Here is a 25,784-nt window from a genome sequence, read left to right on the forward strand (position 1 = left end):
GCTTCTGCCTGCCGAAACAGGCTTCGATATCGTCTTGCGAGTGCCCACACAGATTGTCTGATAAATTGTTAAAGAGCGTTCGTTACCCGTTTGCCTTTCGGCGAATCTTACGGTAACGCGGGAGGCAGATAATACGCTTTCCCGCTGAAGAGTCAAGGATTTATTTGTTTTCTTTCGAAGCCAAAATGATTCTTTTCTCTTCCTGACCCGGCGAAGTTTGTTTCGTTGTTCCCGGTCAGTGGAGGCGCATTATAGGGAGTTCCTGACAGCCTGCAACCCCTAATTTGAAAAAACTTTTCAACCGTGTTTTTTTTCAGCAATTTGCGGTGATAACCACCATTATTGTCACTTTCTGTACTGTAGCGCCGAGAAATCCTGAGCAAAACCGCTTACCTGTTGCCAATCGGTATACTCAACTTCTTTACTGGTATCCGTTTCTCCACCCGTCATTCGCATAATAAGTTGAATCATGACCCTGTCTATCCACCGATAGCGGGGATAACGCAGGGCTCCAGCGAATACCGTACACAATGTAGGTTGCCAAGGTGTGCCGAGTAAGAACTTGCGAACATAAGCATTAGTCTGTGGCGAACGTTTCTCTGGTTTACGCGCGGTCAGATTGACTGCAAAGAACGCACTCGGCATCTGATTAAGCTGTTCGACATGTTTATTGACGAATTTACTCAATACCGGGCTGAAATGGCCATACCGTACAGAGGCACCAATCATTACTTGCTGGTACTGGCTCAGGTCTATTTTCTCCACATCGGCCAAGTCCTGTATTTCACACGTGACCCCGGTGGATAATTCCTTAGCTATATAAGAGGCGATAGTTTGCGTTTGGCCGTCTCGGCTGGAGTAAAGTATCAATACTTTCATAGCAATGTTCCTTATGCAGAATTACTCACGCCAGAATGTTGGAGTGAAAAGAACCAGCAAGGTGAAAACTTCTAACCGGCCAAATAGCATTGTTATCACTAATATCCATTTAGCCGCCGGATTCATAGAAGTGAAGTTATCCGCAACTACGCCCAAACCAGGCCCCAGGTTGTTCAATGTTGCGGTCACTGCCGCAAAAGCAGAAAACTCATCAACACCCGTCGCGATGATAGCCAACATACTGATAATGAAAACCAATGCATATGCAGAGAAGAAACCCCAAACTGCTTCCAATATCCGCTCCGGCAATGCTCGCCGCCCCAGTTTAATGGTGTAAACCGCGTTTGGATGAACCAAGCGTTTTAGCTCACGCGAACCTTGTAGATAGAGCAACAGGATTCGGATAACTTTCAAACCGCCACCGGTCGACCCCGCACATCCCCCAATAAAAGCAGAGCATAATAAGAGTATCGGTAGGAATAACGGCCACTTGGAAATGCTGTCCGTCGTGAAGCCCGCCGTAGTCGCCATAGAGACCACTTGGAAAAAGGCTTGATTTAAGGTTTCCATCCCCGACTTGTACACACTATGTTGCCAGAGCACTAAGGTACAAACGATAACCAGCGTCAATTGTACAAATATAAACATACGGAATTCGGGATCACGCCAATAAACTTTTAAACTGCGGCCACTGAGCACAGCAAAATGCAGACCAAAGTTACACCCCGAAATCAGCAAGAAAATAGCAATAATGGTGTTAATCGTTGGGCTATTGAAGTAACCAATACTGGCGTCATGAGTAGAAAAGCCGCCTATCGCGATCGTAGAGAAACTGTGAGAAATAGCATCAAACACCGACATCCCGGCAGCCCATAGAGAAAGCGCACAAGCAATGGTCAACAAAACATAGATAAGCCACAGTGTTTTCGCGGTTTCAGCAATCCGGGGGCGCATTTTATTATCTTTCAGCGGGCCGGGCATTTCTGCACGGTAGAGCTGCATCCCCCCAACACCCAAGATAGGCAAAATGGCCACCGCCAACACAATGATCCCCATGCCACCAAGCCATTGCAGCATTTGTCGATAGAATAAAATAGCTTTAGGCAGCGAATCCAATCCCACCAACGTAGTGGCTCCGGTAGTTGTCAGCCCAGAGAATGATTCAAAGAATGCATCAGTCAGCGAAAGATTAGGTCGCTCAGAAAATAAAAACGGTAATGCCCCGACACTGCCCAGCACTGTCCAGAACAGCACCACAATCAAAAAGCCCTCTCGGGGCTTCAACTCATGCTTCTGTTTTCGGTTCGGTAGCCACAACAAAAGACCTATTGCCAGAGCAACAAAAAAGGTTTCGCTGAAGGCACGGCCGGCACCATCACGATAGATCAAGGCCACTATCCCAGGAATAAACATTGTCCCGGAGAATAAGATAACTAGCAGGCCGACAATACGGGTTATGGCACGAAAATGCATTCCGGCACGTTCCTTAGCAATTCACTTGGATGGGGATTATTGCGAAATGGGCGTCAATTGCAACGTACCACGACTGAGATCCCGCAATTTATCCCCGACCTGACTGGCTTGAGTTGCTGGCAAAGAGAGATGAAGTGTCACGAATTGTGCGTAATCACTCTGTAAAATCTGGCCTTCAACCTGCTGTAATAATGTTTCTACTATGGACAACTGCGCATAGTCACACTGCAAAGTATATTCTACCTGCGGGACTTTATATTTTACTTCAATTTGCTTCAACGCCTGTTGAACACCACTGCCATAAGCCCTGACTAACCCACCAGTACCCAGCTTGATGCCACCATAATAACGTACAACTACCGCGGTTATTTCACCTATTCCACTGCCCATCAGTTGAGCAAGAATCGGTTTACCCGCCGTGCCCGAAGGCTCACCATCATCGGAAAAACCTAATTGCTGTGAATCTGTAGGTGCCCCGGCAACAAAAGCCCAGCAATGGTGCCGGGCAGTTGGATGCTGTTGCTTTACCTGCTGAATAAAATCTTTCGCTTCATTCACCCCACTGATGGGAGCCAGCAAGGTGATGAATCGACTTTTTTTAATCTCTTCGCTGATAGTCACCGGCGCAGCAGGTATTAAATAAGGCTGCATCAGGCCAGTTTCAGGTCACGAGTCATGTTCTCAACCTGATTATCGTGAATAACGATATTGTCTTCTATACGAATACCACCATAAGGTTTCAGTGTTTCAATAAGATCCCAATTGAAATGCTGACTGAATTCACCAAAGCGCCAAGGTGCCAGTAAGGATTCGATAAAGTAGAGGCCGGGTTCAATGGTCAACACCATGCGCGGTTGCAGAATACGGGTGCAACGTAAGTAAGGATATTTGGATGGTGCGCTGAGATGCGTTCCTTTATCATCCTGCATAAAACCAGCAGTATCATGAACTTGCAACCCTAGAGGGTGACCAAGGCCGTGCGGTAAGAATGGGCAGGTAAGGCCTTGTTCAACCATCGCCTCTTCACTAATACCAGTCACCAAGTTATGAGTTCGCAGCAACTTGGCAATACGCTGATGCATTTGAACATGATAATCGGTATAGCGCTCACCACTCTTAATGGTTTTAATCAGCTCAAGCTGTTCATTATTAAGGTCTTTGATCAATGCGGCAAAATCGTTTTCACTGTCTGCGGCATAAGTGCGGGTCAAGTCAGCAGCATAGCCGTTATATTCCGCGCCCGCATCCATCAGGAAACTACGCATTTCTGCCGGTGGCTGGTGTTGTAGCGTGGTGTAATGGAGTACAGCCGAATGCTCATTCAGCGCAACAATATTATCGTAGGGAACATCAGTATCACGATGACCGGTAGCCATCAGATAAGCGAGATTGATATCAAACTCACTCATACCGGACTGAAATGCTTCATGAGCTGCGCGATGCCCGGCAACTGCCGTCTTTTGCGCTTCGCGCATGCATGCCAGTTCATAATCTGTTTTATAAGAGCGGTAGAAATGCAGATAATCCAACACCGGCTGCGGGTTGATATTTTCAGCACTGAAACCCAAAGAATGGGCGCGTTCTTGAGCATATCCAATGTACGCAACTCGCTCGCGCTGTGCCGGTAACAGTTGTGCAATATCATTAGCGTTTGCCAATGGTTGAATATCAATGGCCTTAGTCCAGAAGCTATCCGGTAGCGGCTCAACACAGTGCCAATAATCTACCGGGGAGTAAAACCATAACTTCGGCGGATTAACGCCATCAACCCATAACCAGCAGTTTGGAACTTGCGTCACCGGCACCCAAGCTTTGAATTGGGTATTAACTTTAAAAGGATAGTCACGGTCATCAAGGAAAATACGTTGTAACTCACCGGAATGAATCAATAAAGCATCTAACTGATGACGCTCTAACACCTCGCGAGTGCGTTGTTGTAGAGTGGATAAATGTTCGTTATATAAAGAAGCCAGCGTTTCCATCACAGTACCCTTCGCTATTAGAACTTAATTTTTTAATCTTATCATAGTCGCCGAAGCCATGTTTCGCCGACACTCATTCCATGATGTGATAACAACGATATCCAAAATAACTGACGTGACAACTCGCTCGCAAGTAGACAATAAATCCGTTTTTCAGCCCCTCGATACGCCTCGAATAAAATTGATGAAAATCAATTATGCCATCCGATTGACTGTGATCTTCACTGCAAAAAATCAATCTCTTGTTTGCAATTCATTAACAAAATATCCACACTTCCTGAATATCTGGTCATACCAGATCACACGCGCTTATTCAGGAGATAGATATGCTCTACCAAAGCGAAACATTAAAGCTTCACTGGCTGGAAAACGGCATTGCCGAGTTGGTGTTTGAAGCACCGGGTTCAGTTAATAAACTGGATACTAAAACTGTAGCCAATCTGGGTGAAGCCTTGATTGTGTTGGAAAAACAAAGTGAACTCAAAGGGTTGCTGCTGCGTTCCACCAAAGCGGCCTTTATTGTCGGTGCTGATATCACCGAGTTTCTGTCCCTGTTTAATGCCCCACCGGAAAAGTTGCATCAATGGTTGGTTTTCGCCAACGACATTTTCAATCGTTTGGAAGATTTACCGGTACCGACCATATCTGCGATCAATGGGTATGCGCTGGGTGGCGGGTGCGAATGTATTCTGGCCACAGATTTCCGTGTGGCTTCACCAGAAGCACGTATCGGCCTACCAGAAACTAAGCTCGGAATCATGCCAGGTTTTGGCGGTTCAGTTCGCTTGCCACGGTTATTAGGCGCTGACAGTGCGTTGGAAATTATCGCGGCTGGCAAAGATATTATTGCTAAAGATGCTTTAAAAGTTGGTCTGATTGATGCTGTCGTCGCCCCTGAAAAACTGGCTGATGCCGCTTTAACCATGCTGAAACAGGCTATTGACGGCAAACTTGACTGGAAAGCCGCTCGCCTCCCGAAATTGGAGCCTCTGAAGCTCAACCCCACTGAAGCCGCCATGTGCTTTACCATTGCTAAAGGCATGGTCATGCAAGTAGCAGGTAAACACTATCCGGCCCCCTTGACCGCCGTCAAAACCATTGAGGCCGCCGCAAAACTTGGCCGAACCGAAGCATTGAAGCTGGAAACCACCAGTTTTGTCCGTTTAGCAGGATCCAATGAAGCCCGGGCATTAGTCGGTATTTTCCTCAATGATCAATATGTTAAAGGACAGGCTAAAAAACTGTCCAAAGGTGTTAGCGCACCAAAACAGGCCGCTGTGCTGGGTGCGGGGATTATGGGCGGTGGAATTGCCTATCAATCAGCACTAAAGGCTGTGCCGGTCATTATGAAAGACATTAATGAAAAATCCCTGACACTGGGGATGAATGAGGCGGCCAAGTTACTGAATAAACAGTTGGAACGCGGCAAAGTGGATGGTCTGAAAATGGCGAGTATCTTAGCGACCATCCAGCCAACACTTGATTACACCGGTATTGAACGCGCCCAAGTCATCGTAGAAGCGGTGGTGGAAAATCCTAAAGTGAAAGCGGCGGTGCTGGCGGAAGTTGAAACATTGATCGGCGAAGAAACTGTTTTGGCCTCTAACACCTCTACAATTCCGATCGATCAGCTCGCTAAATCCCTTAAACGCCCGGAAAACTTCTGTGGCATGCACTTCTTTAATCCCGTTCATCGCATGCCGCTGGTTGAAATTATTCGTGGTGCGAAAACCTCAGATAAAACTATCGCCGCTGTTGTGGCATACGCCACGCAAATGGGTAAAACCCCGATTGTGGTAAATGATTGCCCAGGTTTCTTTGTTAACCGCGTTTTATTCCCGTATCTGGCCGGGTTCGGTATGTTAGTCAGAGACGGAGCGGACTTCCGCCAGATTGATAAAGTGATGGAAAAACAATTTGGCTGGCCAATGGGCCCCGCCTATCTATTAGATGTGGTCGGCATTGATACCGCGCACCATGCACAAGCCGTCATGGCGGTTGGCTTCCCTGAACGTATGAATAAAGATTATCGCGATGCGGTTGACGTAATGTTCGAAAACCAACGATTTGGTCAGAAAAATGGCCAGGGCTTCTACCATTACACCCAAGATGCCAAAGGCAAACCGCGTAAAGAGAATGATGAACAAGTGGATGCGTTATTAGCACAAGTCATTCAATCGGTTAAGCAATTTAATGATGAAGATATTATTGCCCGCACCATGATCCCGATGATCAATGAAGTCGTGCGGTGTCTGGAAGAAGGTATTATTGCCAGCCCGGCTGAGGGCGACATGGCGCTGGTGTATGGCATTGGGTTCCCGCCATTCCACGGCGGCGTTTTCCGTTACCTTGACACCATCGGCAGTGCAAATTATGTCGAAATGGCTCAGCGTTATGTTCATCTTGGCGCGCTGTATCACGTCCCTGCGGGGCTGAGAGCCAAAGCTGAACATAACGAAAGCTATTATCCTGTAGCAACAGCGCTGCCTGATATTTCTACCAGTCAACCGGCATGAGGTCTGAAAACATGGAAAATGTAGTCATTATTGATGCCGTCCGCACACCGATGGGTCGCTCCAAAGGCGGCGCATTCCGTCAGGTTCGGGCGGAAGATCTCTCTGCTCACTTAATGCGGGCAATTCTGAGCCGTAATCCTAAGTTGAATGCCGCCGAAATCGACGATATTTATTGGGGTTGTGTGCAGCAAACACTAGAGCAGGGCTTTAATATCGCCCGCAATGCTTCTTTGCTGGCCGAAATTCCTCATAGTGTCCCTGCGGTGACAGTAAACCGCCTGTGTGGCTCATCAATGCAAGCTTTGCATGATGGTGCCAGAGCTATCATGGTGGGTGATGCGCAAGTCAGTTTGATTGGTGGTGTGGAACATATGGGCCATGTACCCATGAATCACGGTGTTGATTTCCATCCGGGCATGGGCCGCACTGTGGCTAAAGCCGCAGGAATGATGGGGTTAACAGCCGAAATGCTGGCAAAAATTCACAATATCAGCCGCGAATCTCAAGATGAGTTTGCCGTCCGCTCCCATCTACGGGCATCTGCCGCCACACAAGAAGGCTATTTTGCCAAAGAAATTGTCGCCACCAATGGACATGATGCCGATGGCATATTAAAACGCTTTGATTTTGATGAAGTTATTCGCCCTGAAACCAATTTGGCAGGTTTATCGGCTCTGCGCCCAGCTTTTGATCCAGTGAATGGAACAGTGACGGCAGGTACATCATCAGCACTTTCTGATGGTGCCTCCGCGATGCTTATTATGAGCGAATCTCGTGCAAAATCATTGGGTTTGACGCCACGCGCCCGTATTCGCTCGATGGCGGTGGTCGGTTGCGACCCATCAATTATGGGTTATGGCCCTGTACCCGCCAGCCAACTGGCACTAAAACGTGCCGGGCTTCAGCTCGCAGATATTGGTTTATTTGAATTAAATGAGGCATTTGCCGCTCAGTCACTGGCTTGCCTGAAAGGTTTGGGTCTGCTGGAAAGCATGGATGACAAGGTAAACCTGAATGGGGGTGCCATTGCACTCGGCCACCCATTAGGCTGTTCAGGGGCGCGAATTTCCACCACGTTGCTCAACCTGATGGAGCGCCGTGACGTGCAATTCGGCCTGGCAACCATGTGCATTGGCTTAGGTCAAGGCATTGCTACTGTCTTTGAACGCGTATAACCAAAAAACATTAAGGGCCTGAATACAGGCCCTTAGACTGGAGTTTAGTTGCCGTTTTCCCGCCTGTCAGGGGCGGGCTTTTTAACTGCCGCTTTACTCAGATAAAAGCAAAAGCATCGCCATAAATATGGGATTCCAGCGCGCCGCGCTCTGCACAAAAACGCTCACGTGCAATCTTCGCCATTTCAAAACGACCCGCGATATAAATATCCTGTTCAGCAAGAGAACCGAAGTCTTGCAGCACGGCACTCAGAACCGTTCCGGTACGACCGCGCCAACCCTCTTCCGGTTGCTCAACCACGGGGATAACTTTCAACTGCGGATATTTTATCGACAGCGCTTCCAGTTCACTGAGATCATATAAATGTATAGCTTCGCGCCCTCCCCAATAGATGGAGACTTCGCGATCAGGTCGCTCAGCCAATGCCGCCAACAAAATGGAGCGCGCATAGGAAAAACCTGTACCACCGGCAATCAAGACCAATGGTCGATGACTGCCCTCGCGGAACCACGCCTCGCCATGCGGGATATCCACATCCAGCGTTTTCTCTTTCAGAATTCTATCCATCACCGCCATAGCATACAGATTGAGTTCCGAAGCCCCGATATGCAGCTCGATAAAGTCTGTTTCCAGTGGCGTGGACGCCATAGAGAATGGGCGTTTATCACGTTCATCCATGACGACCATCAAATACTGCCCAGCACGGAAAGAAAATGCAGATGCAGGCACCAATTGCACCCGGTACACCGTATCGGTAATGGCCTCTACGGAGGTTACTTTACAGCTTAAAGTTGTCATGCCTTCCCTCTGTCGGGTCATCAAATGCAAAACTAAGGACAAAATGGACGCCGGTTAGCGTTTCGTTTCTTTGTCACTGAAAATGGCGAGCTCGTCCCAAATAGCATCAACGCGGGCGCGGACTTCTTCATCCATTTTAATTGGACGCCCCCATTCACGCGGAGTCTCTGCTGGCCATTTGTTGGTGGCATCCAGCCCCATTTTCGATCCTAAACCGGAAACCGGCGAGGCGAAATCCAAGTAATCTATTGGCGTATTTTCAATTAATACCGTATCGCGGGAAGGATCCATTCGGGTTGTAATCGCCCAAATAACATCATTCCAATCACGAGCATTAATGTCATCGTCACAGACAATAACAAATTTCGTATACATAAACTGGCGTAAAAACGACCAAACGCCCATCATCACGCGTTTAGCATGACCAGCATACTGTTTTTTGATTGTCACCACGGCCAAGCGGTATGAACATCCCTCGGGTGGTAGATAAAAATCAACAATCTCTGGGAACTGCTTTTGCAAAATAGGAACAAATACTTCATTCAGCGCAACGCCCATCACCGCCGGTTCATCCGGAGGACGGCCAGTATAAGTTGAATGATAAATCGCGTCTTTACGTTGGGTAATATGTGTGACGGTAAAGACAGGGAAGCTATCAATCTCGTTGTAATAGCCGGTATGGTCACCATAAGGGCCTTCTGGTGCCATCTCACCTTGCTCAATATATCCTTCCAATACAATTTCTGCACTTGCAGGAACTTCAAGTGAGTTGGAAAGACATTTTACGACTTCGGTTTTATGCCCGCGTAATAAACCAGCAAAAGCATATTCAGATAGAGTATCAGGCACGGGCGTTACCGCAGCCAAAATGGTCGCAGGATCAGCCCCCAGCGCGACGGCTACCGGGAAACGTTCACCGGGATGTGCTTCACACCATTCTTGATAATCCAAAGCACCGCCACGATGGGATAACCAGCGCATAATTAACTTATTTTTGCCCAGGACTTGTTGGCGATAGATACCCAAATTCTGGCGCTCTTTATATGGCCCACGGGTAACCGTCAAGCCCCAAGAGACTAATGGAGCTGCATCCTCAGGCCAACAGTGCATAACAGGGATTCGGCTTAGATCGACATCCGCCCCCTCCCATACTTGCTCCTGGCACGGAGCGGAGCTTAAGCATTTCGTCGGCATATTCAATACCTGCTTGAATTTCGGCAGTTTATCGAATAAATCGCGAAAACCTTTTGGCGGGTCAGGCTCTTTCAGGAAAGCTAACAGCTTGCCGACATCGCGCAGTGCGCTGACATCTTCTTGCCCCATTCCCATAGCAACCCGTTTGGCTGTGCCAAACAGGTTACACAGCACTGGCATACTGTAGCCTTTCGGATTCTCAAAAAGTAATGCAGGCCCACCAGCACGCAAAGTGCGATCGGCAATTTCTGTCATTTCCAGATAAGGATCAATAGGCTGGCTAATACGTTTAAGTTCACCCCTCTGTTCCAGCAACGAGAGGAAGTCACGTAAGTCACGGTATTTCATGCTGATCATTTCGGCGGCTAGGTGATGCGCCATTATAGGCTGTCTTTATAGCGGTTGCTGTCTTTTTGTTAAAAATGAATGCAGGTTAACTCGAAAGAATATCATGTGGTTATTGACTATTTGTTATTAATATTTACAAAAATAGATAGAGATTTTTCGATAATAATTATAATTAATTTCTTATATAACAAATGAATATGTAAAATGATGTTTTTTCCTTACTGTATATGTATCCCCCTTTTTGTTATGCTGCCGGGTAGTCGCTAAAGGCATATGAAATTATGAAACACTGGCATTTATTATATTGTAAACGTGGTCAGCTTTTGCGTGCTAAAGAGCATCTAGAGCGACAAGAGGTGAATTGCTGGACACCGTTAGTCACTATCGAAAAGTTAGTGCGCGGAAAACGAACTGAAATGACGGAAGCACTATTCCCAAATTATCTGTTTGTGGAGTTTGATCCGGAACATATTCATACCACAACGATAAGCGCCACCCGAGGTGTTAGCCACTTTGTCCGATTTGGCGTACAGCCTGCGGTAATCCCGGCAATCGTTATTACTGAGATGCAATCCCATCCTGCAGATAAAATAATTGATCCTGAAATACCCACTCCTGGCGATATCGTGACAATTACTGAGGGTATTTTTTCTGGTTTACACGCGATTTATACTGAGCCAGATGGTGAAGCTCGTTCAATGTTGTTACTGAATATGCTCAATAGCCAAGTGCTACAAAGTCTGGATAATCGTCAGTTCGAAAAGCAATAAAACTCTTAATTAACAAACCCAAGGTAGGTATCTCAGTACCTACCCTGCGACTTTTATGACTACCAAACAATTAACGCTGCATATGGTCGTCATGCAACCATTGGGCAACTTGCTTGGCAAAATAAGTTAATACTCCATCCGCACCCGCGCGCTTAAAGCACAGTAACGACTCCATAACAGTTGGCTTTTCTTGCAGCCAGCCATTTTGGATTGCTGCCATATGCATCGCATACTCACCGGAAACCTGATAAGCAAAGGTCGGAACCCCAAAAGTATCTTTCACCCGGCGTACCACATCCAAATATGGCATCCCAGGTTTGACCATCACCATGTCGGCCCCTTCCTGCAAGTCTTGAGCGATCTCTTGTAAAGCTTCATCGCTGTTGGCCGGGTCCATTTGATAGGTTTTTTTATTTCCCCCTTTCAGATTGCTACTAGAACCAATAGCATCGCGGAATGGACCGTAGTAACAAGAGGCATATTTTGCTGAATACGCCATAATTTGCGTGTTTACCAATCCTTGTAGCTCTAACTGATCGCGAATAGCACCAATGCGGCCATCCATCATGTCGCTCGGGGCCACAATCTCAGCACCAGCTTCTGCATGTGACAATGCCTGGCGCACTAAAATCTCTTTGGTTATGTCATTAATGACATAACCGTCAACGTCAATCACGCCATCTTGCCCATGGGTTGTGTAGGGGTCGAGGGCAACATCCGTAAGAATACCGAGTTCTGGCACCGCATCTTTTAATGCTCGTATAGTGCGTTGTACCAGTCCATCCGGGTTATAAGCTTCTTCCGCATGTAATGATTTCATACCTGATTCAATAACCGGGAATAACGATATGACCGGAACGCCAAGCTTGGCAATGGTTTCAGCTTCTTTCACCAACAAATCAATCGTCATGCGAGAGACACCTGGCATAGACGAAACAGCTTGTTGATGGTTTGTTCCTTCCATGACAAACACCGGATAGATCAAGTCATTGACTGTCAGCTGATTTTCAGCGACCAGTCGACGGCTGAAATCATGGCGGCGCACACGGCGCATACGGCGACCAGGGAAGGTGCCCGGGAATGCATAGCTCATATTGTTCTCCTAACTCAAACCAACCGGAAAATCCGGCGAGCGTTTTCATCAGTTTTCTGCCCTAGCCATTTAGGATCTTCTTGTCGCCAGACAGCAACCTGCTGGACGATATGGGGCAGAAAACAGGGTTCATTGCGACGAGATGCAGGTTTAGGATGTATATCCCGTGGCAATAAATACGGGGCATCGGTTTCTAGCAGCAATTGCTGGACAGGAATACGCGGCAATAACGCCCTCAATTCAAGGCCACGACGTTCATCGCAAACCCAACCAGTGATACCGATAGATAAACCCAATGCCAGACAGGAATCCAATTCATCAGCAGTGCCGGTAAAACAATGCACAACAGCTGCGGGAATTTTATCTAGCCAAGGTGAAAGCAAAGCAATGAAACGATCGTGCGCTTCTCGGCAATGCAAGAATATCGGCAAAGAGAGTTCGGCAGCTAAGGCAAGCTGGGCGGTAAAGGCAATTTCTTGCTCAGTTGGAGTAGAAAAATTGCGGTTAAAATCCAACCCACACTCACCGATAGCAACGACTGCGGCATGTGCTGCCAATCCCCGGATTTGCTGCTCCACATCTTTTTGCCAACTGCTCGCATGATGGGGATGAACACCGGCGGTTGACCAACAATATCCCGGGTAGGCTGTGGCAAGCTCAAGGACTGCCTGGCTTTCTTCAGCATCGGTACCGGTAATAAGTATACCGGAGACCCCAGCATCTTTTGCGCGGGCCACGACCTGAGGGCAATCTTTTGCAAATTGTGAACTGGTTAAGTTCACGCCGATATCAAACATAAGCGTCCCAAAACAGAAGCCGCCCAGAAGGCGGCTAAAATATCAAAGTAGAAATTTAAGACTCTTTAGGAGGGTTATCGACTTCTTCATCCTCTTCCTCAATATCGGTACGGCGTTGTTTGCCGGTGTAGAAACGAGCAAAGAACACGCCCACTTCAAATAACAGATACATCGGAATCGCTAACAGTGTTTGTGACAGCACATCAGGTGGAGTAAGGAGCATTCCCACAACAAAAGCACCAACAAACACATAAGGCCGTTTCTTCTTCAATGCTTCAGGCGTTGTCACCCCCGACCAGCACAACAGAATTATCGCAATCGGAACTTCAAAAGAAATACCAAAAGCCATAAAAAGCGCCATAACGAAATCAAGATATTTGGTGATATCAGTCGCGATTAACACACTTTCCGGCGCGGTTTTGGCAAAAAAGCCAAAAGCTAGCGGGAAAACAATAAAATAGGCAAATGCCATTCCCAGATAAAATAAGAGGCTGCTGGATATCAGCAGTGGGACCATCAAGCGGCGCTCATGTTTATACAGCGCAGGGGCGATAAATGCCCAAACCTGATAAAGGATCATCGGCGCTGAAACAAATACTGAGACCATCATGGTCAATTTAATCGGGGTAAAGAACGGTGATGCGACATCTGTTGCAATCATACTTGAACCAGCAGGCAGTTGTTTGATCAACGGTGCTGACACCAAGTGGTAGATATCATTGGCAAAGAAAACCAAGACGAAAAAAACCACTAAAATAGTGATGATGCAATTCAATAGCCGCTTACGCAGTTCTATTAAATGAGTAATAAGGGGTTGGGTATCATCAACAGCCATGTTTACCGATCGCCGCCAGGTTGGTGAGTTCGAGGTTGATCAGCACTGAGTGAATCTGTGCTATGAGTATCAACTGCGGCAGTTTGTGCCTTAGTTACGCGGGTATTCGTAACAGGAACAGGCTCCCGTTCTACAGAGGAAATAGACGCAGAAACTACCTCAACCTGAACAATGGGTTTATCATCGCTATTATGGGTGGTTTCAACTGCTACCGGAGCGACGACTTTATCAATATCAGTACCCGGTGCTTGAGGTGATGCTTGAGCCTTCGTTGCTGACTCTGCGGGCGTAACACCATCATGAATCGCTTCCGGTTCAGTAACGAGCGGATTATGGATCGTATGTGGTGCTTCCGAGCCAATGTCAGAATGATAAGAACGCTTCAGTGCTTCAGCAGCCTCTTTGAGTTCATCCATTGAGGCTTTCAGCTCAGGTGTCAAGTTCTGCAAACCAGCTTCTTCTGCTTTTTTCAGGCTGTCTTGCAGCTCTTGTATCTTAAGTTCTTGGGCTAACTCGTTTTGCACTGTTGCCGCAAGTGAACGCAATGTCCGAATCCAACCCGCAACTGTTCTGACAGCAACCGGTAATCGTTCTGGCCCAAGGACGACCAGCCCGATCACCAGCACCAATAGCAGTTCACTAAACCCGATATCGAACACAGCTTATCCCTGCTCTTTGTCGTGACTCTTAGATTCTTCAGCTTTGACTGCCGGCTGCTGTTTTTCAGTAAGAGTCTTTGCAAAATCAGCATCATTGCTGGTTTTATCAGTATCAGTTGGCGGGGTTTGTGTATCATCACCAATCGCTTTTTTAAAACCCTTGATGGATGCACCCAGATCTGACCCTAACGTTCGCAGTTTGTTAGTACCAAACAGCAGAACGACAATCACGGCAATAATTAATAGCTGCCAAATACTTATACCACCCATTACATTCACCTCTATATTACAGGGGTTATTCCACAGAGGGCCGCATTATACGTCATATAGCCCCAGTGAATACCTATCTAACTTACCGCATTTTGAACTAGCGCATAGCTTCTTGAACAAATAAGTGGCTTCTTGAATAACTTTTACATAACTCATAAGCCGCGCAATGGTCTACCCACCGATACTTTTAGCAATAAGTCGCTAACTGGTTCGTCGCCAACCAATAAACCAAGCCAATACTCCAGCGACAAGAAACCCAGTTGAAATTTCTACTGCATCGGCCAAGAATAAAATGGTACCACTGACTAATAGTGTAGCGCCAACACCGAATAAATACCGTGATTGCCCCTGACGTTGCTGCTGACCTTGCATTTGAGTCGTGAGTTTATCGACACTTTGCTGTAGTAATTTATGCTGCTGCAAGCTGTCATAAACAAGTTCTGGTAACTCAGGGAATTTTTCCGCCCAGAATGGTGCTTTCTCTTTCAATGCACGAATAACAGCAGGTAGCCCGACTTGATCCCGCAACCAGCTTTCCAGGAAAGGTTTTGCCGTCGTCCAGAGATCAAGCTGTGGGTAGAGCTGGCGCCCTAAACCTTCAACATACAACAACGTTTTCTGTAATAAAACCAGCTGTGGTTGAACCTCCATATTAAAGCGACGTGCCGTGTTAAAGAGATTCAATAGCACATGGCCGAATGATATTTCCGCCAGTGGTTTTTCAAAAATAGGCTCACAGACGGTACGGATAGCGAATTCAAAATCCTCAACATTAGTGTCACGGGGAACCCAACCAGAATCGACGTGTAGTTCTGCAACTCGGCGATAATCCCGATTAAAGAAAGCAATAAAATTTTCAGCAAGATAGCGTTTATCTGCTTTATTCAGTGAGCCAACAATGCCGCAATCAATACCGATGTAAAGAGGGTCGTGAGGATGCTCATAACTGACAAAGATATTCCCCGGATGCATATCTGCATGGAAAAAACTGTCCCGGAAAACCTGAGTGAAGAAGACTTGGACCCCACGCTCAGCCAACAACTTCATATTGGTGCCTTGATCTTCAAGGGCTGTAATATCAGATACGGGAATACCGTAAATGCGCTCCATCACCAATACACTTTCCCGGCAATAATCAGAATAGACCTCGGGAATATAGAGCATTGGACTGCCTTCAAAATTACGGCGCAACTGAATAGCATTAGCGGCTTCACGCAGTAAGTTCAGCTCATCAAGCAGTGTTTTTTCGTATTCACGTACTACTTCGCGCGGGCGTAATCTACGGCCATCAGGTAAAAGCTTAGGAACCCAACCCGCCAGACGATACATTAAGCGTACATCTGCTTTGATAATCGGCAAGATATCAGGACGAATGACTTTAAGTACAACTTCCTGGCCGTTTTCTTTTAAACGCGCGGTATGTACCTGAGCGATGGAAGCAGAGGCTAAAGCTTCCTGCTCAAAATCATCAAACCATGTTTCTAGCGGCCCGCCCATCGCCATTTCAATATACTTGCGTGCAAGCGCACCATCAAATGGAGCGACTCTATCCTGTAACAAAGCAAGTTGATCGGCAATTTCAGGTGGGAAAAGGTCGCGGCGAGTAGACATCATCTGACCAAATTTGATCCAGACAGGTCCTAGCTCCTGTAAGGCTAGACGTAAACGCTCCCCTAGCGGTTTATCTTTATGACGATTAGGCAACCAGAAGAATAAATGACGGCCAATACGCAATGGTAGCGTCAAACGTATATTCGGGATTAACTCATCCAGCCCATAGCTCAAAAAAACCCGAATGATAAGATACAGGCGCCGAAGTTCTCCTGGCGTCATTGTTTTGTCTCCATGGTTACCAATCTGGTAGTCAAAGCCTCGGTAGCTCGAGCGGTGGCATCAACTTCTTCGTTGAACCACACAACTTCCAGCGGCGCTGGAGCCATTTTCCATTCTTCAGTTATTGCTTCAGCCAAGTAATTTTGCTGCTGTTGCAACTGGTTACTAAGAAAACGGCTACTTTTTTGTACTACCTGCCCAATGGTTTCCGCTGCTATATCACCAATATAGGGAGCCAGCCATTCTGCGGGCTCCCACTCGGCAAGATCTAATAACGTAACAAGCTGTTGAACCAACTGGATATCACCTTCGACAATCAGTTCACTACTACGCATCAAAGATGAAAGCTGCTGACGGTCACGCAGTTTCACCAGCACAGCAACATCCGTTTTCACTATGCAGTCCGCATCACCATCCCATTGACTTAAAACATCAACCTGCCGTTCGCTAAATACTAATAACAGAGGGAAGCTCATCTCACGTAACTCAAGACGCAGGACTTTCCCCGCTAAACGTAAACGTGCAGCTTTTAGGCTTTTATCGCGAAAGAGCACACTATTTAGTGATGTTTCTATAGCGGCTGTTATTAACGGCGACAACAAAGTTGGTTTCAGTAACAAAGGTTTAAATATCAGTGAGTTTAGCGGCATAACCATATTCCTGTTAGAACTTGAAACCCCGATGTAACGCAACAATACCACCGGTTAAATTGGAATAGGTTACGTTTTCAAAGCCGGCATCTATCATCATACCTTTCAGTGTTTCTTGGTCAGGGTGCATCCGAATAGATTCCGCCAAATAACGGTAGCTTTCAGAGTCCTGCGCCACAAGTTCACCAATCTTAGGCAATATATGGAAAGAGTAAGCATCATAGGCTTTGCTCAGAGGAGCCAAAAGTGGTTTGGAAAACTCGAGAACCAACAAGCGGCCTCCGGGCTTTAATACCCGAAACATAGAACGCAGAGCCTTTTCTTTTTCAGTTACATTACGCAAGCCAAACGAAATGGTAATGCAATCAAAGTAATTATCAGGGAAGGGCAAAGCTTCAGCATTGGCCTGTACATAGCTGACATTACCAACAATACCTTTGTCACGCAGCTTTTCACGGCCCATACGTAACATTGACTCATTGATATCAGCCAAAACCACTTCACCCTGCTCACCTACCAGGCGAGAGAATTTAGCCGTCAAATCTCCGGTACCACCCGCTAGATCCAATACCCGTTGACCGCGCCGAACACCGCTACAATCAATGGTGAAACGCTTCCAAATACGATGAACGCCGAACGACATCAGGTCATTCATCAGATCATATTTGGCAGCTACGGAATGAAAAACTTCTGCCACCATGCCTTCTTTCTGTTCTTTGGCTATGGTGCGAAAACCAAAATGAGTGGTTTCCTTCTCCTGATCTACCATTTTCTGTGCCTGCTTTTCAGTCTATTTTTCGAGGAAGTGTACCAGAACTCCGATGAAAGCCCCATCTCACTTGGTATTAAGGTAACTGCTTAATCACAGTTTTCTCAACATCATACAGAAGAGGAACATGCAGCTAGCCCTGATACTTCAGCGGTGCAGAATCATTCATTTCGGACTCTGCATCATCAGATAGCGCTAAATCGCCCTCAGGTTGATCTTCCATACTCGCTTTCTCTGCCAGTGTTGGACTAATAGGCCGTTTTACCTCGACCCCCAGAGTACGAAAACCTTCAACTTGTCCTATCAGGTTACCACGGCCTTGCGACAGTTTGTTCATTGACTGACGATAACTTAATTGCGCTTTATCGAGGCTTTGCCCTAACGACTCCATATCATCAACAAATAAGCGTAATTTGTCATAGAGTTTGGCTGCTCTCTCCGCAATACGTTGTGCATTTTGGCTTTGGTGTTCGTAGCGCCATAAGTTAGTAATAGTTCGTAAGGCCACCAGCAGTGTTGTTGGGCTAACCAACATAATATTGTGCTGTAGCGCTTCGCTGATCAATTCTGGTTGGCGATCAATAGCGACCAAAAATGCAGGCTCAACAGGAATAAACATCAGTACATAGTCAAGGGAACGTAAGCCCGGAAGTTGCTGATAATCCTTACGGCCCAACATCCTGATATGAGCACGCAGTGATGATAAATGCTCATTTAATGCCGCTTCGCGCTCAATATCATCTTCACTATTAAAATAGCGCTCATAAGCTACTAACGACATTTTAGCGTCGATAACGACATCTTTACCCTGTGGTAAGCGCACAATGACATCCGGCTGCATACGGCTATTACCATCAATTTTTACGCTAACCTGGGTTTGGTACTCATACCCCTCACGTAACCCTGAAGCTTCGAGCACCTTAGCTAAAACAACTTCACCCCAGTTACCCTGAGTTTTATTATCCCCTTTGAGGGCCTTGGTCAAGTTTAGAGCTTCCCGTGCCATTTGAGCATTGAGTTGTTGTAAGTTACGGATTTCATGGGTCAGAGTATGTCGTTCCCGAGCCTCTTGCCCAAAGCTATCCTGGACCTGCTTTCGAAAACCATCTAGCTGTTCTCGTAGAGGTAATAGTAAGCGATCCAAGCTGTTCTTATTTTGTTCGTCCGCTCGGCGACCAGTTTGTTCAAAGATGCGATTTGCCAGATTTTCGAATTGTGTGGTTAGCCGTTGCTCACTATTAAGGAGTAAACGCTGCTTTTCTTCTGCGCCCAGCCGTGTTTCTTCCAAGCGGATAGTCACTTCGCGCAATTCAGCTTCTTGCGCGCTATTCACTTCTCGTTGAGCCCGTAATTCTTGATTGAGCTGCTCACATTCATTCTGCCAATGAGCTAGCTGTTGTAGTTTTTCAGCATTTGCCGCTAACTGGCTGTGCAAATTACGCTGTTCTAATTCACCTTGCCGCAATTGCTGTTCATTACGTTGTAAAAGGGACTGTAATTCTAAGGTATTTTGCTGAAACTGTTGTAGTGACTGCTCCAACAACCGCCGTTCAATATCTTGTTGTGCTTTATTGCGCTGCTGATACAAGCTGGCAATCAGCCAACCAATAAGCCCACCAAGTAGGCAGCCTCCCAGCCCATAAAATAAACTGATATCCACGGTTATCTCCCCATTAACCTATTGTCAGTCAAGGTAAGGGGATACTGTATGGATGTCCAGAGTGTTTTTCCGTTACATACTATCTTGCGAAGCTGTACGCATAAATAACAAGCAGATAAAAAACCACTTACTTTGCACCAAAAAAATGCGTTAAAACTGTCAGCCACAAAATATGGAGGCGCTTCAGAACTCACGTAAAATTAATCTATCCAGTGAGAAATCCACTGAATACCGAAAGCGCCAGGAGCTAGAATACCGAATGCCCAGATGATGGCTGAAGTGATATTAGCCAACTGGAAATAGAATTTTGGCATAGCGCATATTCCGGCAACCAGAGGAACGACAGCACGTAATGGGCCAAAGAAACGGCCAATAAAGGCACCAAAGAAGCCCCAGCGCTCAAAGAAAGCGTGGCCGCGAACAAGTAGTTGAGGGTTGCGGGAAAGTGGCCACAGAGTACCGACGCGATTTTTGTAATGATCGCCAATCCAATAGGAGATCCAGTCACCAAAGAAAGCCCCTGCCACAGCGGCGGCCCAAATCGGCCAGAAGGAAATACCGCTTTCGCCAATTAATGCGCCTAATCCGAGCAAGATAACTGTTGCCGGTAGCAGTAAGGATAGAAAGGCTAGTGATTCACCAAAAGCGAGAATAAACACGATAGGCATTGCCCATGCTTCATGTTCACGAACAAAATCAGTAACGATAGTAATGACGTCATTTAAGGTCACAGGCATTTTCCTGTTATCAATAAAGTAGCCACTAGCATACTCAATGTGTCGCTATTTTTGCTTAACAAAAAATAAACGGCCATAAGATTCCGACCGTTCATTAGGACTAAAGCTATTAACTTGTGATATCAGGCGTTGGCAGTAACTACCTTATTGCCAGCCATTTCGGCTGATCTGAGAATCCACAGCTCACGCCATTTTTTCAGTGCTGATATCAAGATAATTACGCCCAGTGTCATCATGATGATAGAGATGATGCCATTGAACAGATTGTAACCTTTCGCTGCTGAGTTGAAGTACACATGAGTGATCATCCAGTAGCCAGCATAGTTTACGGTAACAAACAGATAAGCCAGAGGGATGACACAGGTCAGCATATAAACCCGTTTGGTTGCCAAGCGCAGGATGATAGTGGCACCAATGATTAAGCCAACAGAAGCCATTAACTGGTTTGATACACCAAACAGCGCCCAGACCGAGTTGATATCACCAGAGTTAAGGAGATAACCCCACAATGCACAGGCAATCACACTGCACGCCAATGTGCCCGGTAACCAATCAGTGCGTTTTAACGGAGCCCAGATATCGCCTAGGAAATCTTGTAGCAAGTAGCGAGCAACACGAGTACCAGAGTCAACTGCTGTCAGGATGAAAACAGCTTCAAACATCACAACAAACTGGAAGAAGTAAGCAGCCAGACTACTGAACCATGGCACACGAATGAATATATCTGTCATACCCACAGCTAGGGTTACAGCGCCACCGGTACGGCCATACAAATCTAAACCAATTTCCTGGCTCAGTTTTGGCAGATTAACCACTTCCATACCGAGCACACTCCAAGCTTCAGCTGAAGAGTTAATCGCAAAGTAGTCAGCAGGATGCAAAGAAGTTGCAGCGATCAAGGCCATCACCCCGACCATACATTCGGCCAACATCGCACCAAAACCGACAGGTAAGATATCACTCCATTTGTCGATTTGTTTTGGTGTAGTGCCTGAACCGATAAAGGCGTGAAAACCAGAAATAGCGCCACAAGCAATAGTAATAGAGATAAACGGCCAGACTGGGCCAGCCAGAACTGGGCCACCACCGTGTATAAACTGTGTTACTGCTGGGAATTGAATTTCAGGGTTAATAAACACAACCCCCACAATCAGTGCACCGAATACACCGATTTTCATAAAGCTGGAGAGATAACCGCGAGGAGTTAACAACATCCAGACAGGCAAGGCCGTTGCGAAGAAAGCATACATTGGCAGAATGATACTAACGGTATCTGCCTTCAGCATTAGCCATTCACCAAGCCAGGTACCTTCAATGTAAGGGCCGACGAATACGCATACCATAATGGCGGCGATACCAACATAAGAAGCCCCTTTCATGCTGCCGGTCATGCGCTCCCATAAGCCAACACAAATCGCGATAGGGATTGTCATGAACACTGCGAAAGTACCCCAGGGGTTACGTTCCAGTGCATGTACCACAACCATGGATAGCCCGGCCATGGTAATAGTGATAATAAACAGCATAGCCAGACCGGTACACCAGCCCGCGACTGGCCCGAGTTCTGATTTAGCCACTTCAGACAGTGATTTACCCTGATGTTTCATAGAAGCGAACAGAACAACGGTGTCGTGAACGGCACCACCGATAACACAACCAATCAATAACCATAGGAAGCCAGGTAAATAACCATATTGGGCTGCCAGTACAGGGCCAACCAAGGGGCCAGCCGCAGCAATAGCTGCAAAGTGGCTACCAAAATTCACCCATTTTTTAGTTGGGACGTAATCTTTGCCATCTTCAAAGGTGTGGGAAGGTGTTACTTCACTGTCATCGACGCGCAGAACCTTACGAACAAAAAAGATACCGTATAGACGGTAGCAGATCACAAGGACACACGCGGAGGCGATAACAAAGGTAATCGCATGTTGCATGAGCATTCTCTCCAGGGAATTTGTCAGGCGTTAACATACGCTTGGTTCCTAAGAGAAATATCAGCGAACTGGTTAAGCGGTAGTTTGCATCATTAAGCGGTTAAAAAGAGCCATCCAGTGGCGGCTCAATACACGACAAATTAGAAAAGCGGCTTCTTGGGGAACAACTATTTCAAGAAATATAACTGCTATTCCAAGAAATATAACTGCAATTTTTCACGCTCAGTGCTGCCAAGACCAAATTCCTGCCGTAGCCATTGCTCGCGGCTACCATAATGCTCTTGAATACTGCGCAGTGCTGTTTGGATAAACTCTTCTCGAGCTGACAGTACAAAAGCGAATTGTCCTAATGCTTGATCGTTCAGCTTTAGCGCCAACTCCGCCAACATATGCTCACGGAAAGGTGCGAGTGTCGTTTCGGTCAGCAGGTAATCTTCCAATACGGTCGACTCATCAGCACCTAAAGCAAACAGCACCAAGGCTGAACCTACACCGGTACGGTCTTTCCCGACGGCACAGTGTTGTACTACGCCCGCAGCGGCATGCTCTGGTGAAGCGCTATTTTGCAGCAAACTGACCAGCTGTTTATAAGCCTGATTATTAAATGGCAAGCGGCGATACAGCTCTAACATAAAGGCACGGGCATCAAATGTTGCTAACGTCTCGTTAGTCAGTTTCTCGAGATTGGCGTTAACTTCACTGCTAAGTGGATTGGCTGGAATATTGTGATAACTGGCACCCTGCCAAACGATATCGGGTTTGGCCTGGACTTCATCCGCATCGCGGTAATCAAGAATTTGAGTGACAGAGCCACTACTGAGAACAGCGCAATCTTTGGTACTCAAACGGTCAAGCGAACCCGAGCGAAACAATAACCCACGCTTGATTCGCCGGCCATCTGCAACAACGTTACCACCGAGATCACGAAAGTTAATACCACCATCCAGTGGCAGTAGGGAAGGATGAGATAAAACAGGTGTCGTCATATTTTCCTCTTATTATTGTCCATTATAAGAGCTACGACATTAACAGATACTCAGCCGAAATAAAGAACGGGCCAGTAAACTGACCCACTCATATGATATTTATTGATTTATTTACTGTGGGTTAGTTACCCATCAGTTGGATGAATTACAGCAAGTGGCGGGCCGCTTCAACGACAATTTTTACTGCATGACTTTCAGTCGCTTTCATGGTTTCTTCGTTCGGGATCTCTTGCTGGGTGCGGTTAACAATTACCCCAGCGACCATACCGGCACGTAGGCCCTGACTAGCACACATGGTCAACAAAGTAGCAGATTCCATTTCATAATTCATCACGCCCATTGCTTGCCACTCTTCCATGGAGCCTTTAAAACGGCGGACAACACGGCCAGAGAAAGTATCGTAACGTTCTTGCCCTGGATAGAAAGTATCTGAAGAAGCTGTGACACCAATATGAGTTTTCGCACCAACTGATTTAGCAGCATTAACCAATGCGGTGGTGCAATCAAAATCAGCCACTGCCGGGAATTCCATTGGAGCAAAATGCAGGCTGGCACCGTCTAAACGCACGGCTGCGGTGGTGACTAATACATCACCAACATTAATATGTGGCTGAATAGCGCCGGTAGTACCAATACGCAGGAACGTCCGTACACCAAGTTGCGCCAATTCTTCAACTGCAATAGAGGTTGATGGGCCACCGATACCGGTTGAGCAGACAATCACAGCTTTGCCATCAAGCTCGGCACGCCATGAGGTAAATTCACGATGCGAAGCCAGGTGTACTGGCTTATCCATCAATTTAGCGATTTTCTCAACACGCTGTGGATCACCCGGAACAATCGCCAGAGTCGCCCCTTGCAGATCATTTTTAGTCAGGCCCAAGTGAAAAACGTCGGATTTAGCCATGTGTGAGACTCCTCTTTCATGAGAGATGTTATAGGGGGTACAAAGGATTACTTTACTCAAAATCATCACATTATTTCGTGACATCGGTCACTCTGATAAAAGAAATGATAACTTTGAATACATTTATTATGTGATTTTTATCACATAATAAGCTTATTGAGTTCGATTTTTAGACAAAAATAGACCGCGGCAACGGTGATTTTGTATATGAATAACAATAGTAGGACTCATTGATTAATGTTGGATGAATATCTTCTTATCATCGGCTTATTGAGCAGACGTCCACATATCGCAATAAAATACTTAATTACTGCAAACCTGATCTCATTAATCTTAAAGATTACCTATAGTTAAGATCGTCAACAGCAAATATCAGGGCAATGGATAGCTCAACCCAATAAGACTTTACCGAGTCATACTTTCCTCATTTCGTAAGGAGACCACAGTGAAAACTGATCAATCTATGACTCTCCGGCAGGCAGCAAGCGGATTCACACCTGCGGTCGATCCGCTAGCCTCGACGATCCGCCATACCGATCAACAAGGTATTCACTGCACAGAAACCACCATCCCCTCTCAAGGCGATGAGCTACCGGCTTATGTTGCTAAACCGGCCCAATACTCGGGGCCATATCCTGTGGTTATTGTTGTGCAAGAAATCTTTGGGGTGCATGAACATATTCAGGATATCTGCCGCAGATTGGCGAAACAGGGCTATCTGGCCATCGCCCCTGAGCTGTACTTTCGCCAGGGTGATGCCAAAGAATATGATGATATCAATGCATTGGTTAAAAATCTGGTCAGCAAAGTACCCGACCGGCAGGTCATGGTCGATCTTGATCATACCGCCCACTGGGCATCGCGCCATGGTGGAGATACCAGCAAATTAGCCATTACTGGTTTTTGTTGGGGTGGGCGCATTGCATGGCTGTATGCCGCCCATAATCCGCAATTAAAAGCAGCGGTGGCGTGGTATGGCAAACTGGTGGGGGAGAAAACCTTACTGTTGCCGAAATATCCGGTTGATATTGCAGTGGATCTCAGTGCTCCGGTGCTCGGATTGTATGGCGGTAAAGACGGTAGTATCACGCAAGAACATATCGATATCATGCGCCAGGCATTGCGAGCCGCAAATGCCGATGCCGAAATCATTGTTTATCCAGATGCAGGACATGCCTTTAATGCTGATTACCGCCCAAGCTACCATGAAGAGTCGGCGCTGGATGGTTGGCAGCGCATGCTTGACTGGTTTGCGCAGCACGGAGTCGCAGCTAATCCTGTCGTTGAAGAAGATAATAATTGAAGAAAATAAATAGCAACAAGGGCGCTTGCACGCCCTTCAGACTGCTGATAAACCTCGACGACTCGATCTCAGGTGGTGAGGACAGGTAGAAGAGTAAAGCGTCCGCGCCAGGGATGGCGCGGCTCGAGCCTACAAGGAAGTATTGACGGCGTCTTTACGATCTACCTGTTTTCACCGCAGCGAGCACTTTGTCAGCAATTTCAAGGGCGCTTGTA

At 46.7% G+C, this 25,784-nt stretch carries 23 protein-coding genes; 4 read left to right on the forward strand and 19 right to left on the reverse strand.

All coding sequences use genetic code 11. The features are described 5' to 3' along the window. Window positions 1-345 precede the first annotated feature (345 nt). The 4 genes from hemG to pepQ are packed head-to-tail and all read right to left on the reverse strand — an operon-like array spanning window position 346 to window position 4,334. On the reverse strand, window positions 346-879 hold the full coding sequence (gene hemG, locus FTA91_RS18080) for a menaquinone-dependent protoporphyrinogen IX dehydrogenase (protein WP_050115094.1): 534 nt from the start codon (window positions 877-879) through the stop codon (window positions 346-348). A gap of 21 nt (window positions 880-900) precedes the next feature. Next, entirely contained in the window at window positions 901-2,352 is a 1,452-nt protein-coding gene (trkH, locus tag FTA91_RS18085) for a Trk system potassium transporter TrkH (RefSeq protein WP_050115096.1), read from the reverse strand. Window positions 2,353-2,388: 36 nt separating this feature from the next. Further along, window positions 2,389-3,003, reverse strand: a complete 615-nt coding sequence (locus FTA91_RS18090; RefSeq protein ID WP_145583737.1) for an IMPACT family protein — start codon at window positions 3,001-3,003, stop codon at window positions 2,389-2,391. Then, window positions 3,003-4,334, reverse strand: a complete 1,332-nt coding sequence (gene pepQ, locus FTA91_RS18095; protein ID WP_050115100.1) for a Xaa-Pro dipeptidase — start codon at window positions 4,332-4,334, stop codon at window positions 3,003-3,005. Before pepQ ends, FTA91_RS18090 begins: the two co-directional genes overlap by 1 nt. Before the next feature lie 326 nt (window positions 4,335-4,660). On the opposite strand from pepQ, the gene fadB reads away from it, so the two are divergent. Next, window positions 4,661-6,850, forward strand: a complete 2,190-nt coding sequence (gene fadB, locus FTA91_RS18100) for a fatty acid oxidation complex subunit alpha FadB (RefSeq protein WP_050115101.1) — start codon at window positions 4,661-4,663, stop codon at window positions 6,848-6,850. An 11-nt stretch (window positions 6,851-6,861) separates the two neighbouring features. Further along, window positions 6,862-8,025 carry an acetyl-CoA C-acyltransferase FadA gene (gene fadA, locus FTA91_RS18105; protein ID WP_050115102.1) on the forward strand — a complete coding sequence of 388 codons (1,164 nt, stop codon included), beginning with the start codon at window positions 6,862-6,864 and terminating at the stop codon, window positions 8,023-8,025. A gap of 97 nt (window positions 8,026-8,122) precedes the next feature. On the opposite strand, the gene fre is transcribed toward fadA, so the two are convergent. Further along, a complete protein-coding gene (gene fre, locus FTA91_RS18110; protein ID WP_145536042.1) occupies window positions 8,123-8,824 on the reverse strand; it encodes an NAD(P)H-flavin reductase in 702 nt (233 codons plus the stop codon). A 54-nt stretch (window positions 8,825-8,878) separates the two neighbouring features. Then, complete coding sequence (gene ubiD / locus FTA91_RS18115; RefSeq protein WP_050115268.1) at window positions 8,879-10,375, reverse strand: 4-hydroxy-3-polyprenylbenzoate decarboxylase; 1,497 nt, start codon at window positions 10,373-10,375, stop codon at window positions 8,879-8,881. Between the two features lie 272 nt (window positions 10,376-10,647). On the opposite strand from ubiD, the gene rfaH reads away from it, so the two are divergent. Beyond that, window positions 10,648-11,136 (forward strand): transcription/translation regulatory transformer protein RfaH, encoded by a 489-nt coding sequence (gene rfaH, locus FTA91_RS18120; RefSeq protein WP_050115106.1) that lies wholly within the window; start codon window positions 10,648-10,650, stop codon window positions 11,134-11,136. Between the two features lie 70 nt (window positions 11,137-11,206). Here rfaH and hemB read toward each other — a convergent pair whose 3' ends face one another. The 13 genes from hemB to udp all read right to left on the reverse strand — a co-directional run bounded on the left by hemB (window position 11,207) and on the right by udp (window position 24,266). Then, window positions 11,207-12,229, reverse strand: coding sequence for a porphobilinogen synthase (hemB, locus tag FTA91_RS18125; protein ID WP_050115108.1), 1,023 nt, complete (start codon window positions 12,227-12,229; stop codon window positions 11,207-11,209). A gap of 14 nt (window positions 12,230-12,243) precedes the next feature. Beyond that, window positions 12,244-13,026 (reverse strand): 3'-5' ssDNA/RNA exonuclease TatD, encoded by a 783-nt coding sequence (gene tatD, locus FTA91_RS18130; RefSeq protein ID WP_145536043.1) that lies wholly within the window; start codon window positions 13,024-13,026, stop codon window positions 12,244-12,246. A gap of 55 nt (window positions 13,027-13,081) precedes the next feature. Next, window positions 13,082-13,861: a Sec-independent protein translocase subunit TatC gene (gene tatC, locus FTA91_RS18135; protein WP_050115112.1), complete on the reverse strand. Its 780-nt coding sequence runs from the start codon at window positions 13,859-13,861 to the stop codon at window positions 13,082-13,084. A gap of 2 nt (window positions 13,862-13,863) precedes the next feature. Then, entirely contained in the window at window positions 13,864-14,520 is a 657-nt protein-coding gene (tatB, locus tag FTA91_RS18140; RefSeq protein ID WP_050115114.1) for a Sec-independent protein translocase protein TatB, read from the reverse strand. A gap of 3 nt (window positions 14,521-14,523) precedes the next feature. Beyond that, window positions 14,524-14,790, reverse strand: a complete 267-nt coding sequence (gene tatA / locus FTA91_RS18145; RefSeq protein ID WP_038638359.1) for a Sec-independent protein translocase subunit TatA — start codon at window positions 14,788-14,790, stop codon at window positions 14,524-14,526. Between the two features lie 201 nt (window positions 14,791-14,991). Further along, the gene (gene ubiB / locus FTA91_RS18150; RefSeq protein WP_050115116.1) at window positions 14,992-16,623 is read right to left on the reverse strand and encodes a ubiquinone biosynthesis regulatory protein kinase UbiB; all 1,632 of its coding nucleotides are present in this window, start codon (window positions 16,621-16,623) and stop codon (window positions 14,992-14,994) included. Further along, on the reverse strand, window positions 16,620-17,273 hold the full coding sequence (gene ubiJ / locus FTA91_RS18155) for a ubiquinone biosynthesis protein UbiJ (protein WP_050115118.1): 654 nt from the start codon (window positions 17,271-17,273) through the stop codon (window positions 16,620-16,622). Before ubiJ ends, ubiB begins: the two co-directional genes overlap by 4 nt. Before the next feature lie 13 nt (window positions 17,274-17,286). Continuing rightward, window positions 17,287-18,042: a bifunctional demethylmenaquinone methyltransferase/2-methoxy-6-polyprenyl-1,4-benzoquinol methylase UbiE gene (gene ubiE / locus FTA91_RS18160; RefSeq protein WP_050115121.1), complete on the reverse strand. Its 756-nt coding sequence runs from the start codon at window positions 18,040-18,042 to the stop codon at window positions 17,287-17,289. Window positions 18,043-18,175: 133 nt separating this feature from the next. Beyond that, window positions 18,176-19,702 carry a DNA recombination protein RmuC gene (gene rmuC, locus FTA91_RS18165; RefSeq protein ID WP_050115123.1) on the reverse strand — a complete coding sequence of 509 codons (1,527 nt, stop codon included), beginning with the start codon at window positions 19,700-19,702 and terminating at the stop codon, window positions 18,176-18,178. Between the two features lie 200 nt (window positions 19,703-19,902). After that, window positions 19,903-20,433, reverse strand: coding sequence for a DedA family protein (locus FTA91_RS18170; protein WP_050115125.1), 531 nt, complete (start codon window positions 20,431-20,433; stop codon window positions 19,903-19,905). A gap of 128 nt (window positions 20,434-20,561) precedes the next feature. Beyond that, a complete protein-coding gene (locus tag FTA91_RS18175) occupies window positions 20,562-22,373 on the reverse strand; it encodes a carbon starvation CstA family protein (protein WP_050115127.1) in 1,812 nt (603 codons plus the stop codon). Window positions 22,374-22,561: 188 nt separating this feature from the next. After that, a complete protein-coding gene (locus FTA91_RS18180) occupies window positions 22,562-23,359 on the reverse strand; it encodes a tyrosine-protein phosphatase (protein WP_050115129.1) in 798 nt (265 codons plus the stop codon). 145 nt (window positions 23,360-23,504) lie between these two features. Continuing rightward, window positions 23,505-24,266, reverse strand: coding sequence for a uridine phosphorylase (gene udp / locus FTA91_RS18185; protein ID WP_145536046.1), 762 nt, complete (start codon window positions 24,264-24,266; stop codon window positions 23,505-23,507). 445 nt (window positions 24,267-24,711) lie between these two features. Between udp and FTA91_RS18190 the strand changes: the two genes are divergently transcribed. Next, window positions 24,712-25,569 carry a dienelactone hydrolase family protein gene (locus FTA91_RS18190; protein ID WP_050115133.1) on the forward strand — a complete coding sequence of 286 codons (858 nt, stop codon included), beginning with the start codon at window positions 24,712-24,714 and terminating at the stop codon, window positions 25,567-25,569. Window positions 25,570-25,784 lie beyond the last annotated feature (215 nt).

The sequence above is a fragment of the Yersinia thracica genome (genome assembly GCF_902170565.1).
GTDB classification, from domain to species: Bacteria; Pseudomonadota; Gammaproteobacteria; order Enterobacterales; family Enterobacteriaceae; genus Yersinia; species Yersinia thracica.